A 13,759-nucleotide genomic window follows, 5' to 3' on the forward strand; every position below is an offset into this window, starting at 1 on the left:
TGTTGCCCTTCGTTTTGAAATCAAACTTGAAGTGATAGCCTTGCTTTACGGCCACGTTCTGCATCCCCGTTAGGTAGTTACTCCCTGGACGGATCGGCAACGTCAGCTTGCTGCCAATGTCTCGAGGATTGCCATCAATGTCTGCTTGGCCAACCCAGTAGCTTGCGCCACTCGGATCGCGGCTGCCGGCATAAGTCCGGAAGACACGTTCCCAGTTATAGTCCACGATGTCGGTGATATGGAAATCATACAGACGGCCAATGACCTGGACTGAAACCTGGTCCACCGCCGCATGATTAACCAAATCCAAGTTCGCATCCTGCTGGTATTCGTACCCTATAGGTGCGTTTTCCGCGATATTCCGGAAATACACCTGGTAATTACCTTCATCAACCCATACCGGCAAATCAAATGTCGTGTCCAGTTGGTCCACTGATACGTCAATCCAGGTATCTTTGGGAATCAACCGTCCTCTGCCTTCGGTGTAAACATCGAACGGGAAACGAACTTGTTTGGTCCGGAAATACTTGGCGTAATCCCGGTTGCCGTATCCCGGATACTGCGCCACGTCCAGGTGTTGACCTGACGTTGGTATCCGAACCGTGAACGGCCGATCCAGGATCAACGCTGATCGGCTCATATCCGGCTTGGTTTTCTGGTTATGCTGCTGATCGTCTGAGACGGCCGAATAGTTTACCACCGGCGTATGCACGGTCACCGTATTTATGCCGTGGATCTCGTACTCCAATTCTTCCTCTTCGGTGTTGATGCTGCCAGCGGTCATCACATATTCAATGGTGCCTTTACTGGTCGCATTCTTTTTGTTGACCTTATCTGAAGGGATGTAATTATTAGGGCTATAAAGCACGTCCTTGTCGATCTGAACCGGTGCAGGAATTTGCCCCGGCTGCGGCCCTGTCTTGGCCGTACGCTGGCTGTTCATGATGGTCTGACCCTTAAACACCAGCGAGTCGTTTGCGACCTGTACGTCAGGCACAGCGACCTCAGCGACGTCCTGCAAATTTTCCCGATCCGGAGAAGGTCTGCTGGAACCACCATTTTTACTTCGTGACGGTCCCTGTTGGATGCCTGGCTCCTGTGCAGGGTAGAAATTCCCGATGTTTTCGGCTTGGAACTCTGGTGGTTCATATCCAGACGGATAAATCGTGATTTGTTCACCACTGAAAGCATATTGTTCCAGCGTTGCCTGGCGGATGTTGTACACGCTCAGTTCATCTATCGTCCAGTATGCATATGGCCGAACCACTGTGTATTCGCTTGGTACGACTTCGGTATCTGTACGGTCAATATAATTCGTTGTTGGATTTCCTTCAGCATCTGTCCCAGGAACAGGCTCGGACCAGTTCAATGTCCATGTTTGTTCCACTTTGACCGTGTACGTGCACGTGCCCGTCATCTGTACGAAGCGGTTCTGGAACAAATAATCCCGGCTAAACACATTTCCATATAGGCTCTCTGATGTTGGAATGCCTTTCAAGACGTCGAAAAGCTCATTTCCGCGTGTATCGGCATTGATCATACCTGTAACTACCGGGTCCATGTATTTAGCTTCTATTGCGCTTCCAGTTTGCTTTTCTGGCCTAGTACAGACATTAGGCCGATCTTCGTTTTTAGGTTTGTAGTAAAAATTCAAGTAGTACACGGGAAAAGTACCGTTATATGTGAATCCTCCGGGATCTCCCTGGCTTGGCGATCCACCCGAAGGTGCTGAAACCGTACTTTTCTTAAAGCCCTCATACGTATAATTTTCTCCGGGTTCTGTATGCGTGAAGCTGTACGGCTGGTTCTTTTCTAACTTTTCTTCCCGGTCTCGGAAATGTTCAATACCATTCAGCCGTTGGCCAGTTGTTGTCCAGTGCTGAATAGTGGCCTTGCCTTCTTCCGGCTCAAGCTCGATCGTGAACAGAGTCGGAAAAAAGTAGCGATAACCTTCAACGTTTGGTGCAAAAACCTTATTGTTCTTCGTTTCTTCTTCATATCTTCTATTTATTTCTTTATAAATTGGACGCAATACACCATTTCGAACGATTACTTCCTTACGAGCAGAATTTGTTCCTTTGCCCAAAACCGCTGTATTACCATAATTGTCATAGTTCTCTCTGGAAGTAGCATCTTGATAATACTGCTGTGGGTATTCGTCAAGATCCCCACCACGAGATGTTTCGAATACATCCTTAGCCAACGTCCAATTAAAATCAAAAGGCTTAACTGTGATGTTTTTAACCTTTCGACCAGAAGCAAATGTAAACTGGTAAGTTCCACCGTCTACAACACTAACCGTATCCCCTGGCTTATGTCCTTTATCCGTCCATTGACCAGCGCTGTTCTTCCAAACCTCGTAGTATACCATTCCAACGAAGTAGTAAAGATTCGGATTATTTTTGTCACGTTCCAATCGACTTGCACCTACGTCATAAACGGCTGCTTCGGCCTTCCCAGAATCGTACGTAAACAAAACGAGTATCGAAGACAATAGGAGTACCACACTAAGTATAGAGCTAATAGTCCTTTTCATTCAGATCATAGCCCCTTACTTGAATGGATTGACGATAGCCACAGCGTAATTATCTAGCTCGCCATCTCTCAAAAGGATATAGTCAGCTTGATTGACTTTAAAACTTTTCCATCCCTCATAGTTTTCAAGATACTTTCCTCCCTGAAACTTGTCAGACGTGCTAATAAGCGGATAATAGTTCATCCCTGTTTTGTCTTCGTTATTACTAAAGAGTGTATCGACAACTCCACGTCCTCTGCCGTAACTATCTTTAACTAAAAAGGTAATAGAGTTTCCTCTTTGACTACTTCGAATCTGAACAACGTTCCCAATTATTTCGTTTTTGGTCATGTTAATGTCATAAATCACTTGTCCGTTCCCCAACTGGATAGGAAGATCACTTTCTTTGATAATCTTAACGCCCGAATACTTCTCTCCCTTCATATTTTTGAAATCAAGTTCACTTTTAGCTGTATATGCTTTGAAATCACTAAGCTTTGTAAGTTTAAACTGCTTATCATCCGTATTCCGGAAATCTTTGTTACCGATCCAAACCCAGCGGCCAATTTTGTCCCATTCTACCTTCTGACCAAGTCCCTCACTGACCAGACGCAACGGAACGAATGTCCTGTTCTGCTTCAGGATAATTTGCGTACCATAGTCTTTCTTCTGGCCATTGACCAGGGCTGTCGTTTGGCCAATCGTCATGTCCACCTTATGGTCTTTGCTGACGATCCCAACCTTGGACACTTTGCCAACCTTGGAGTACGTCACCTTTGCGCCCAAGGCTTCTGACACGAACCGGATCGGAACCATCACACTACCTTGGCCATCTTGGAATGGCTTCGCATCCGGAAACTTCATTTTCACCGTATTCAGTAAAACCTCCACTTGTTTCGCAGGAGCTGCTGAAACCGCAGCTCCTGTAATCCCAAACGCTAAAACCCCTGCCATAATGCTCAGTAATACCTTTTTCATGTTCCCCACTCCTCTTAGTCTAGTAAGCCTAAATTTTTAAAATGCTGCATTTCCGTTAAGGACATAAATGATTCATCGTATGTACCTTTTCTTTTATCGTACTGATAGACAAAACCTTGTTCTGCCAGTACAAAGTACACACTTACAAAATTTCCAGTGTCTACAACATTCAAGTTCTTTATCGACTCGTTGAACTGTCGCATTAAGAGCTCAATTTCTTTAACGAGTAGACCGCACGTTTGCTTCCCTAGTAAGGTCAGGTCTGTTTGATGGTTCACCTCCTTATCAAACGTGATGGTTTGCACATCACAACGGTACATCGATGGCACAGTGGATGTGACCTGAAGCTCAACGAGATCCTTCAGGTTAGACATCATCTCTTCCTCTGTATCACCGGTCGCGCTCAAGCGCAGCTCCGGTACGTACCCTGTAAAATCGTGTTGTCCGTAATTTTGCTCAACCAATACTGTTAATTTCATAGCATTAACCTCCATTTTTTATATAGTCAGCTATACGTATTTATAGCTATATGATATGATCGACTATATAACTTTGTCAAACAATTTTCTGTTATACTGGTGAACGAGGTGAATTTAACATGGCTCGAAAGTCCATAAATACAACGCTTGATGCTACTTTGTACGGTCAGATTCAAATGCTCGCCCTTCAGCTTTCGCTGGAAGGTAATCAAAAGGTGAACGTTAACGATCTCCTCGAAGAAGGCATGAAGTACATCATCGAAAAATACGAATCTTCCAAAAGCTAAGTCTTCTCAGGGACTTAGCTTTTTCCTTCGTAAATCCGAATTACATCAATTCGTTCATGGCCAACCTCACGGCTTACGATTAATGCCGCATTGTCACGGCTGTAGCCTTTTGCGATCTCTTGCTCCATACGATCCTGTATATACCCGTATCTCAAGCCGTGGAACGTCAGGCTCCTCGCACTCCCGTCCCTCCGATCCGTCCGCTGCTGCATCCCGGTTTCCGTCAGTACCTTATCCCGATGATGCACCATAAACTTCTGCATCCGGTTAACAACCTGATGCGTCTTCTCACCCGGACGGATAAACAACCGTTCTCCCGGCTCGTTACAGACATCCGACGTTCCAGTACAAGCCTTCCAGCGGCGCTTAGAGGCACTTCACGGTGTTTCCCGTTCTTTGCTTCCCCTTTGACCTGATAAATGCCTGTACGAAGCGCATATTCGGCCTGAGCACGACTTACGGCTGCTGCTTCGGTGATTCTAAGACCCATTGTCCGACTCAGTTGCATACAATCGGCCACATTGCTGTTACCAAGATCCTTTGCGATCTGCATCATGCCGTCATACTCCGATGTTGTCCAGGCACGATCCCCATTGACCTGGTGTGTGGTCCCGATCGTTAACCCGTAATCCTCCTGCAGTTTGGCATTATCAGACAACTCATACCTTGGTCGCTGGATCTGATCATGCATGTATCGTAAAGCTGAAAGATCACCCTTAATCGTCCTAGGCTCCACTTGGCTCAAACGCTCCTGAATAAAAGCCGCAATGTGCTTATCATGAATATTCCGGATATTCTGCATCTTAAAGCGATCCAGACAGAATCTCGCGAACATTAAACAACTGTCCTTATACCGATCCCTGGTCGCGTAGCTACCTTGTCTGGTGTGTTTGAAAATCTTCTCGATCTGTACTTCAACCGTTGACTTGCCCACCTCTAACCCCTCCCTTTCCTTCAGACCTGTGAAGACCGAAGGATTAAAAATCCTGAGCGTCTGAACAGGTTCACGCGCGAATGCGCGTCAGCATCTTTTCTCCTGCAGACAGACTTCACCCAGGTGCACAAGTGTCCCGTTCTCGTCGCATTCTCGCTACGCGAGGATGCGTAAAACGACTTAAACCCTTGTGGCTCTAAGCGAGTATACAGATTGCCCAGGCGCTTTCTCTCTGCCATCTTTCAAAGCAGATGGCAGAGAGAAAGCGCCCCAGCATTCTTGCTACGCTCGTTCGTATGCTACATATGTAGTTCGTACTATGAGTAATTTTAGTGGAGTCATTCCCTTTCAGGGCGATGCTTCGCATCGACTCCCGGCGATCCAGCATACAGCTTGCCGCTCCGCGGCCGATCCTCCGGATCGAATCACCTTCGTGCCGATTGAGTACAAAAACCACGTCCGGCGAAACGTGATTCCGTTCTTAACTTTTGCAGTCAGTCCAGCAGTTGCAAGCAACTTTGGGGTTAAGAATTACTGACCTTGCGCTATAATCTTCAATCTACAAAGCCGGCACAAATGCCGGCACTTCCTTACTTCACCAACTTAAGAACAGGACAATTATTCACTTGCCCTTCCCGATGTTCCTGGATCGTTTTTCTAATGTTCTTCTTAACATGAGATGAAACGATCAACTTCATCTCACTTTCCCTTCGAACCATTCCTTCCAGCAAAATAGAATAGCGTTTAAAGTTCTCTGAATCTTCCTGGAGCTCTGATCGCATCTTCCTCATTTCTTCAATCTCCTTCTTCATCTCATGTAACTGCATTCTGATTTCTTTTACTAACTCCATTGAATCCATTTCATTTCGCCTCCATTAGTTTCATTTCTATATAAAAAAGCTGATACATCAGGCAAAATGCCTGTCGTATCAGCTCCTAAGCGCAACAAAAAAAACCTCATTATGAGCAGCACAAACTAAAATGCCAACTCTAACCGGCTTCCGTTACAAAACTATTTATTACCTCACTCATTTACCCATACTAGGGCAAAGAAAATAAAAAAAGGTGCCTATAATCCCAATGTTTGACCAAAGACTTCATGAGTCCAAAGCTATTATTTTTGGAAGTCCTGAACTTCCACGTCCCTCTTTGCCGATCAAGTCCGCAAAGAAAAGTAATTAGTATTCCGTAATGTCACTCATTATATACATAGCTCAAATGTTTATCAAGAATCTATCAGTTGCCTTAATTCAACACTTAAACTTAAACTTATGTATAGTTCGACAAATTCGAGTAAATAATTCCGCCTATTATGACTATACTGATGTACACACAGAATTTACTATAAAGGCGGTTGAAATATGGAAATAACCTTTAATTCTATTACATCAGACAACGAAAGGAATGCAGATGTGCAATCATACTCTCTTAATCTAAATTCACACGATATCCAGGTTGTCGGCAAACTTGATATCGTCAAAATTAAAAGCCTTACTGGAGTGGATCTCCCTTCGGATCTCGTACAAATGTACCCGGTGCTATAAAGCACGTGCAACGAAATCATCCAGGTATTATTGAACAATATGGTCACTTAATCCCTAGCATGATTGCACATCCGGACTATGTTGGACAGAATCCCAAAGAGGAAAATAGTGTAGAGTTAGTCAAGGTCATTGGGCCTCATTTGCTTTTAGCAATCAAGTTAGACCCATCAGGGTACATATTCTTATCTACCTTCTTTGAACTTGACAATGGAGCCTATAAAGTCCAAAAAAGGCTCAAGAGTGGACGATTAGTCCCTTATAACTAATTAAATAATCGTTCAGAGTTCTGGACAAATCGTTTACCAAAGTGTAAACTAATAAGTGTCTGAACTACGTATATAACTTACCTGTTATACAATTTCAATTTTCGCATAATACTATAAGTTAAGGATCATTAGAGGTGGGAAAGGTTCCCCACGCGCTTGTCGAAAGGCAAGTTACCAGAGATCAGGATACGCCGCCCTGCAATATGATCCTAAAACCAAGGACCCCTTTATGGGGTCCTTTTTGCATGCAGTTTTATTTTTCTAGTCCCTCATACGCCTTTATAATCTTGTAAAAAGTGTTCTTCTTCATATCAAGCTTTTTCATGAATTCTACAGCGGAGAGATCCCTTTTCTTCCACTTGGGATACTCGGCATCCAGGGTACTCCTTTGTTCTGAATTGAGTGTATTCAAGTTAATTTGTGGTCTTCCTAAGTGCTTTCCATTCTTCTTTGCTTCAGCAATGCCTTCAGCCTGTGCCTGTTTAATGCCTCTTCGTTCTTCTTCAGCAAGCCAACTCAATATCTGAAGCACGAGATCCATAATGAGTTGGCCGATCCCTTCCAATTCTTCATACTTACGTGTATCCAGGATCGGAATGTCGATCACGACAACATGAACTTTTGCATCGATCAGCCATTGCCACTCTTTCAATATTTCCTGTTTGTTGCGGCCAAACCGATTAATAGACTTTACAAACAGGGTATCCCCTTCTCTCAGCACACGCTTTAAAAGTTGATATTCAGGGCGATCAAAGTTCTTTCCACTAGCCTTATCAACGAAGATGTAGGCTTCTTCAATTCCCTGCTCACGTAGAGCAGCAATCTGGCGATCCTCATTCTGATCCTTAGTTGAAACTCGAGCATATCCATACTCTCTAAATTGAATCCGCATAAAAAACCTCCGAAATGTTGTTTATAAAGATTATAATCCAATTACAAACGTTTGCTAATTGGATTATACCACCTTTAAAGACGAATTTATCATGTTCATTTTGTAGTTTGTAAACCTGTACCTTTACGGACGCGGCGAATACATCATTTCGCAGAAAAGGCACCTTTAGAGGCGAATCGTCGAAATTAAAAAATATCCTTATATATTTGGCTATCTATTCCAAACGGATAACCTTTATGAGATTATATGAGAAGTGTGACAATACAAAAAACGAGGTGTCCATTTTTGATCTTGAGCAGCGAAGATACAAAGAAACTTAGAACCATCACTCTTATTGCTTTATTTTCAGATGATGATCTCCTGGAAACCCTGGTCTTAAAAGGCGGCAACGCTTTAGATATTGGATATGGTTTCAGCTCACGTGCATCTATGGATCTCGATTTCTCCATGTCTCAAGATTTTGAAGACATTGGTTTAACTGATCTAGAGCAAGTCAGGCAAAAACTCGAAGACGTTCTTACAAGAACATTTATTGAATACGGCTACCAAGTTTTTGAGGTTAAGATAAAAGCCAAGCCTAAACAACAAATGGCTGAAAATCAAGATTTTTGGGCTGGTTATGAGGTGAATTTTAAGATTATTGAACCAGAAAAGTACGAAGCACATAAGGATAACTTGAACTGGTTATCTAATAAGGCGATCGCTGTGACGGGTACCAAAAAGAATATCACTATTGACCTCGGAAGATTCGAATATACAGGAAGTACAAAGATGATTGATAACATTGAAGGATTCGAAGGATATTTAGTGCCTATTTATACACCTACATTGATAGTCCTAGAGAAATTGCGTGCAATCTGTCAACAAATGGATGATTACTGGACCCGGATAGGTAAGGAGGTAGGATCTAAGCCTAGACCAAGGGATTTTTATGATATTTACACAATTTTAGAAAGCCCTGCAGTCGAAGTAAACTTTGAAGACCCTGAAACGTTGACTCATCTTGAAGAATGTTTCAAGGCTAAGCGCGTTCCCATTAGCTTTCTTTCAAACATGTCAGAAACCCGAGAGTTTCATAGACGAGATGAGCCTAAACTTAGAGAGACTATCCAGGTAAAAGAAAACTATCGAGGTTTTGATTTTTATTTTGACTATGTACTAGCAATTATAAAACAGCATGATCTTCTCTCTCTTGAAGAAGCCAGATAAAAAAACCTTTGGGCACTTTGTGCTCAAAGGTTTTTTAAGTTAGTAAAGTTTTTGGGATAGTAAAGACGCCAACGTTCGGAATATTCTAGTTCAGAAACGTTATATGTTAAATAAAAATCGTTAGTCATTGGGAAAGATTTCATAATTTTCAAAGCGGTATCACTAAAACCTGCACAGTCCATATAAAATCCAATTGTCTGGTGATAAGGGTAGGTGTAATTTAAATTTTTAAGATACATCCTCATTTTATTTGCGGAAATCTTGCCCTTAGCACGTTCATAAACACTTAATACTTCATACACCCCACCACAATAATCTGGACGAACAGCAATATCAATCAATGTTCGTTCCACGTCAGTAACAGTTACCTCATCTATTACTTTGACACCTAGATTATTTGTATTACGTCCATTTATTAAATAAATTCGTTGGCCCTCATACTCAAAGAAATTGTTTGTTTTTCTCATTGGTTTAGAGAAAGCAGCATCAATATTCTTTTGTGCTAACTCTCCAGCAGGTGTATTACTCGTAAACCTTTTTGGAGATTGTTCTTTATTAATATAAATTGATTTAACATTCTCATTAGTTAAATCATGAAAATAAACTGCTGAATAGTGGCTCAGATAAACTCTAGGATAAAGGGATAGAGCAAGTTCAGTAGGAGATACTTTTTGGTTTCTAAAGATGTAGCGAGTAGTCTCAGCTATCTCAATTTCTTTTAGGATTCTTTTCTTAACCACAAGAAAGAAAAGAAACTCTCCAGGAGTGGTAGTTTTAGGTAGTCTCCATTCTCTCTCATGAGTAAAGAGGATACCGTTTATCTCCGCAAAATTAAGTACTTTTTTGCCAAGTCGTTTAAGCGCTGAAATAATATCTTCTTGGTATAACTCCATAATTTGATATCGATTTAAACGCCCCATAAAAGCTCCTTTTTTTCAAATCTTTCGAATACAATCAGGTGTATACACCTGATTGTACTGCAAAAAATAAAAAAAGTCAACAGGACCGAGGTTTTTTTTAAAAAAACACGATGCACTGATGGGGTGTATACACCCATCTTAACCCCTTTTTTTAAAATTGTCAAACAGGGACTCCAGCCTAATAAAACAGGGTTATCGTATGCTCTAGTTTCATAGAAGTCTTGAAGAAAGAATCTAGAAAATCAAAAAAAGCATATTGTTTACTGGATTCAGTAAACAATATGCTTTTCAACTCTGGGAGAGATTTCATCAAGCTTCTGATTCATCCGCTCCTGAGCTTTCCGGATCTTGTCAAATACCTGAGTTTCTTGTGTGTTAAGTCCTTCTGACGCCACAACTTTATCACGGAAATTTAGTTTTTATTTTGAAGAAAAAAATGCGGATTATTGAGCTAAAAAAATCACAAAATATTGAGGGTGCAAAGGAATTAAAACGATTTCTATTATTTTTACAATTATCTTCAATTAAAAGCGCTACATAAATTGGGTGTTTTTTTTGGTTTTAGTAAGTGCTATACTTAATTTAACTTTTTGACTATAGTCAAAAAAAAGAACCACGGTTCTCACAAAACCGTGGCCCAGTAAGCCGCATCACTCTTGAGTATGATTTTATGGATGAAGAAACTTAAGTTAAATGGATGAGAAAACATCAACACAGTTAGCCGACTGTTGTTAATGTTTTTTCTTCTTTAAAGAAAAAAATCTCACCCGTAAAGGCTTGTCTTGATTTTTGCTTTCCAGGTAGACACCTGCAAAATCTACACAGGCTGTTATCAGTGCCAGAATAGCAGCAATCAGAATGATCGTATTCTCCAATTTATCCCCTCCCTTCCAAGAGGGGCGCGACTTACTTGTAACCAATGTAACTCAATATATTGCATGTTGTAAACAGCCTAAAACAATAGAACGTCAATAGAACGTAATTCCGAGTATACCAATTAGGCCGGGATTCCGCAAAGGAAAAGGACTGGAAGATTTGAAGATTTATCAAAAAAAATTTTTGACCAAATTTAGTAGCGGAGTTGCGTGTTTTTTGTTTCGCAATTCTATTATTTCCTTAAAAACATAGCCTAAAATGACGTCAAGTCCTGCGGCAGAAGTAAATAAAAAACCTCTTCATATCAAATGCACACTAGCTATTCAATTAGCCCGTGTGCATTTTGACGCCTCTGATATCTTTAGCCTAAAACAGTCCAGGAATTTTTTCCGTTTTCCATGTGTTTCTACTCTGGAGGCAATATCATCGAGTTTCTGATCTGTCCGATCCTGGGCTTTCCGGATCTCGTCCAACACCTGGGTTACCTGCGTGTTAATCCCTTCCGACGCCGCCGCAACCTCTATTCGGACTCGCTCATCCACAATCTGATCAATTTTCCCTGAAAGCATGGCCACCGCTGATATCAAATCATCTACCTTAGCGTTAAGCATAGCGATCTCTGGCTTGCTATCTGACGTAGCGACTAGTGCTACAGAATCGCTATTGTTAGTACGCGAATAGCTTGATACCGTAGCTTCTACTGCGCTATCGTACTCAGCTCCGCGAGTTAGAAGATCAATAAGCGCTTTAAATGCAATAATATCGTGATCTGTAAAGGCTCGATGCTCTTTTTCGTCCTTCATAAATACGTAGCCAGCACTTTCTAGACTTCTCGCATACTTATTGACCGTAGAGCGACCAATTTTCAACGTTGTAGCCAGCTGAACCGTGCTATAAACAAAATTTAAGGGTTTTACGTCCACTGTTATCACCTCGCTATTTAAATTCGCGAAAATCCGCAAAATCCCTTGTTGTATCTAGTTATTTCGTGCTATCTAAGTGCCGCGTCGCTTCGCTCCGTTCCGTACATCTCACCTCGCCGTGTGGAAAACGAAAATCACGTTTACCACAAGCCTCGGTTCGATGCACGGCTGCGTGAACAACCTGAATCGTCGCTTAACGAGCCCCTTTATACGTATTTAGCGTGAAACTGATGAAAGGAAACCTCGCTAATGCGAGCTCGTCCTCACTACGTGAGAACGGAATGTAAAACATATCTCCCCACGCCCACCCCTGCATTCCGTGCCCAATGGTGCATCTGGGCACAGCCCCCTTTACAAGGTACTGTAAAACCGTCATCAAACGCGCCTAGGTCGTGCTTTATCGCGTATAGTCTGTACTAACTTTGACGGCCAGCCTGGGCAATAGCCCACACGGACGGGTCTTGGGGTCGTTGGAGTCACAACTCCCCATCTAGGAAAGATGCAGGGGCATCTACGTAATATACGCTGTCTCACCATCTAACGGCACTTGTCACCCTCAGACACGCCTGCAGTACGTTTTCCTGCTGCTCTCTTCGAGGGGATGGGGACGACTTACCCCATAAGCTTTTAACGTCGTTTTGGGTGGCATTGAGCGCCCAATATTGATTTTTGGCAATAAGAAATCAGGCCTTCGACCTTCTTTTTTCAAAAAAGTTCGAAAGCTTACAGCTCAGATATGCGTTTTTTATGTATGATCACGCACCGGTATAAGCCAGTTACGATGGATCCAAGAAACCAAAAAAGCCTTGATCCTCCCGCGAACGGAGATCAAGGCTACTTTTCCAAAATTATATTGAGATCACGACTATTCTCATGTTGCCCACCTAAGGCCAAGCATGATACAATGTCCGTAATTCAAGTCATTGTTGTTAAGTGTCCTGTTTCTATCCGATGGCGATCGGTTGAGACAGCTACTCCGGATTCCCGTCCGGTTTAGCCGCTTGAAACGGTGGCTTGTAATTATTTTTCACTACTATACCATAACTGCTAGATTGATAGATAGGCGTTTTGAAAAATTTAGGGAACCGGCATACTGCCGGTTCCCTTTTGTTTTGCCTTAATGCGGCGCCTGGGCGCTGAAATCGTCTCTACTGGACTTATCTGCATTGTAGAAGACTACGTCTCCATCCTTGACATGATAAACATTTAGATACGAATCCAGGATGTTTGGCCGATACCCTTCCATTCTCCATTGATTCATCAGCGGCGCATGAATGTACTGCAAGTGCGGCTCCTGCAGGTTACCGTTCTGGATCGACTCAATGTCGAAGTTGACGACAATGTACCCGTCTCGCAGGAAAATCGATGATTTGTCAGTCAGGCCACCATTCACACGGCCATACTCGGCCAGGTTCGTTCCTTTGGCCACCGTATACACATCGGCTGGGATACTGTATTCACCAAACCATTGCTGTACCGATGCATTCGCACGTTCCGTAGTCACAGACGCGTTCGTCGGGATCTCCTTCGGCCCGATCAAGGTCTTGAGCTGTTCCGGAAGGATCAGCAGATCGTACCCACCGACAGGCGTTTTGAGCTTGGTGAACTTAAGTACGTAATTTCGCATGAACTGTTCCCGATCGACACCCAGCTTCTCAGCTGCCGTTAAGTGCTGATCGTACTTCCAGTATCCGGAGTTCTTCATATCGCCCAGGCTCACGTTCCGGAGTCGTTCCTGCAGGATCACGTACCGTTCCACTTTGTCTTCCGGAGAACCGATCCGGACGAACGGCTGCTCATTGGTCTTATAGTACAGATCCACCGGAACCGGTGTGCCGCCTTCCTTACTCACGTAAGAGAAGGTCGGCGTGATCCGGATCCCGTCCTTCAGGCTGAATAGGTATAGGTAAGGTTTTGACTAAATCGCTACCTTTTC

General features: G+C 42.9%; 15 protein-coding genes. 4 read left to right on the forward strand and 11 right to left on the reverse strand.

Features of this window, described 5'->3' with window-relative positions:
• From ACTWJ7_RS36525 to ACTWJ7_RS36535, 3 genes are all read right to left on the reverse strand, one after another.
• On the reverse strand, positions 1-2,536 hold a 2,536-nt coding region (locus tag ACTWJ7_RS36525), incomplete at its 3' end, for a DUF5704 domain-containing protein (RefSeq protein WP_443146774.1).
• Positions 2,537-2,551: 15 nt separating this feature from the next.
• Positions 2,552-3,493, reverse strand: coding sequence for a copper amine oxidase N-terminal domain-containing protein (locus ACTWJ7_RS36530; protein WP_024631233.1), 942 nt, complete (start codon positions 3,491-3,493; stop codon positions 2,552-2,554).
• A gap of 14 nt (positions 3,494-3,507) precedes the next feature.
• Positions 3,508-3,972, reverse strand: a complete 465-nt coding sequence (locus ACTWJ7_RS36535) for a type II toxin-antitoxin system HicB family antitoxin (protein WP_024631234.1) — start codon at positions 3,970-3,972, stop codon at positions 3,508-3,510.
• A gap of 119 nt (positions 3,973-4,091) precedes the next feature.
• Between ACTWJ7_RS36535 and ACTWJ7_RS36540 the strand changes: the two genes are divergently transcribed.
• The gene (locus ACTWJ7_RS36540; protein ID WP_173405230.1) at positions 4,092-4,259 is read left to right on the forward strand and encodes a hypothetical protein; all 168 of its coding nucleotides are present in this window, start codon (positions 4,092-4,094) and stop codon (positions 4,257-4,259) included.
• 14 nt (positions 4,260-4,273) lie between these two features.
• On the opposite strand, the gene ACTWJ7_RS36545 is transcribed toward ACTWJ7_RS36540, so the two are convergent.
• Both ACTWJ7_RS36545 and ACTWJ7_RS36550 read right to left on the reverse strand, forming a co-directional pair.
• Positions 4,274-4,522 carry a hypothetical protein gene (locus tag ACTWJ7_RS36545; protein WP_443146775.1) on the reverse strand — a complete coding sequence of 83 codons (249 nt, stop codon included), beginning with the start codon at positions 4,520-4,522 and terminating at the stop codon, positions 4,274-4,276.
• Positions 4,483-5,193 carry a phage integrase N-terminal domain-containing protein gene (locus ACTWJ7_RS36550; RefSeq protein WP_443146776.1) on the reverse strand — a complete coding sequence of 237 codons (711 nt, stop codon included), beginning with the start codon at positions 5,191-5,193 and terminating at the stop codon, positions 4,483-4,485. Before ACTWJ7_RS36550 ends, ACTWJ7_RS36545 begins: the two co-directional genes overlap by 40 nt.
• A gap of 319 nt (positions 5,194-5,512) precedes the next feature.
• Here ACTWJ7_RS36550 and ACTWJ7_RS36555 point away from each other — a divergent pair, with 319 nt between their 5' ends.
• Entirely contained in the window at positions 5,513-5,731 is a 219-nt protein-coding gene (locus tag ACTWJ7_RS36555) for a hypothetical protein (protein WP_143812719.1), read from the forward strand.
• 52 nt (positions 5,732-5,783) lie between these two features.
• Here ACTWJ7_RS36555 and ACTWJ7_RS36560 read toward each other — a convergent pair whose 3' ends face one another.
• Positions 5,784-6,053, reverse strand: a complete 270-nt coding sequence (locus ACTWJ7_RS36560; RefSeq protein ID WP_024631225.1) for a hypothetical protein — start codon at positions 6,051-6,053, stop codon at positions 5,784-5,786.
• A gap of 689 nt (positions 6,054-6,742) precedes the next feature.
• Here ACTWJ7_RS36560 and ACTWJ7_RS36565 point away from each other — a divergent pair.
• On the forward strand, positions 6,743-7,003 hold the full coding sequence (locus tag ACTWJ7_RS36565) for a PBECR3 domain-containing polyvalent protein (protein WP_443146777.1): 261 nt from the start codon (positions 6,743-6,745) through the stop codon (positions 7,001-7,003).
• 253 nt (positions 7,004-7,256) lie between these two features.
• On the opposite strand, the gene ACTWJ7_RS36570 is transcribed toward ACTWJ7_RS36565, so the two are convergent.
• Positions 7,257-7,895 (reverse strand): recombinase family protein, encoded by a 639-nt coding sequence (locus ACTWJ7_RS36570; RefSeq protein ID WP_024631226.1) that lies wholly within the window; start codon positions 7,893-7,895, stop codon positions 7,257-7,259.
• A gap of 291 nt (positions 7,896-8,186) precedes the next feature.
• Between ACTWJ7_RS36570 and ACTWJ7_RS36575 the strand changes: the two genes are divergently transcribed.
• Complete coding sequence (locus ACTWJ7_RS36575; RefSeq protein WP_161634251.1) at positions 8,187-9,104, forward strand: nucleotidyl transferase AbiEii/AbiGii toxin family protein; 918 nt, start codon at positions 8,187-8,189, stop codon at positions 9,102-9,104.
• 23 nt (positions 9,105-9,127) lie between these two features.
• Here ACTWJ7_RS36575 and ACTWJ7_RS36580 read toward each other — a convergent pair whose 3' ends face one another.
• The 4 genes from ACTWJ7_RS36580 to ACTWJ7_RS36595 form a co-directional block, all read right to left on the reverse strand.
• Complete coding sequence (locus tag ACTWJ7_RS36580; protein ID WP_024631228.1) at positions 9,128-10,024, reverse strand: type IV toxin-antitoxin system AbiEi family antitoxin domain-containing protein; 897 nt, start codon at positions 10,022-10,024, stop codon at positions 9,128-9,130.
• 731 nt (positions 10,025-10,755) lie between these two features.
• On the reverse strand, positions 10,756-10,899 hold the full coding sequence (locus ACTWJ7_RS36585; RefSeq protein WP_443146778.1) for a hypothetical protein: 144 nt from the start codon (positions 10,897-10,899) through the stop codon (positions 10,756-10,758).
• A 324-nt stretch (positions 10,900-11,223) separates the two neighbouring features.
• Positions 11,224-11,823: a hypothetical protein gene (locus ACTWJ7_RS36590; protein ID WP_443146779.1), complete on the reverse strand. Its 600-nt coding sequence runs from the start codon at positions 11,821-11,823 to the stop codon at positions 11,224-11,226.
• 1,117 nt (positions 11,824-12,940) lie between these two features.
• Positions 12,941-13,675 (reverse strand): hypothetical protein, encoded by a 735-nt coding sequence (locus ACTWJ7_RS36595; RefSeq protein ID WP_443146780.1) that lies wholly within the window; start codon positions 13,673-13,675, stop codon positions 12,941-12,943.
• Between the last annotated feature and the right edge of the window lie 84 nt (positions 13,676-13,759).

The organism is Paenibacillus sp. 1A_MP2 (assembly GCF_052244825.1).
In the GTDB taxonomy this organism is placed as follows: Bacteria; Bacillota; Bacilli; order Paenibacillales; family Paenibacillaceae; genus Paenibacillus; species Paenibacillus vandeheii.

Excerpts from the sequence above, each read along its gene's own strand:
- ACTWJ7_RS36530 (WP_024631233.1), bottom strand. The coding sequence starts at position 3,493 with ATGAAAAAGGTATTACTGAGCATTATGGCAGGGGTTTTAGCGTTTGGG.
- ACTWJ7_RS36535 (WP_024631234.1), bottom strand. The coding sequence starts at position 3,972 with ATGAAATTAACAGTATTGGTTGAGCAAAATTACGGACAACACGATTTT.
- ACTWJ7_RS36540 (WP_173405230.1), top strand. The coding sequence starts at position 4,092 with ATGGCTCGAAAGTCCATAAATACAACGCTTGATGCTACTTTGTACGGT.
- ACTWJ7_RS36545 (WP_443146775.1), bottom strand. The coding sequence starts at position 4,522 with ATGCAGAAGTTTATGGTGCATCATCGGGATAAGGTACTGACGGAAACC.
- ACTWJ7_RS36555 (WP_143812719.1), top strand. The coding sequence starts at position 5,513 with ATGAGTAATTTTAGTGGAGTCATTCCCTTTCAGGGCGATGCTTCGCAT.
- ACTWJ7_RS36560 (WP_024631225.1), bottom strand. The coding sequence starts at position 6,053 with ATGGATTCAATGGAGTTAGTAAAAGAAATCAGAATGCAGTTACATGAG.
- ACTWJ7_RS36570 (WP_024631226.1), bottom strand. The coding sequence starts at position 7,895 with ATGCGGATTCAATTTAGAGAGTATGGATATGCTCGAGTTTCAACTAAG.
- ACTWJ7_RS36580 (WP_024631228.1), bottom strand. The coding sequence starts at position 10,024 with ATGGGGCGTTTAAATCGATATCAAATTATGGAGTTATACCAAGAAGAT.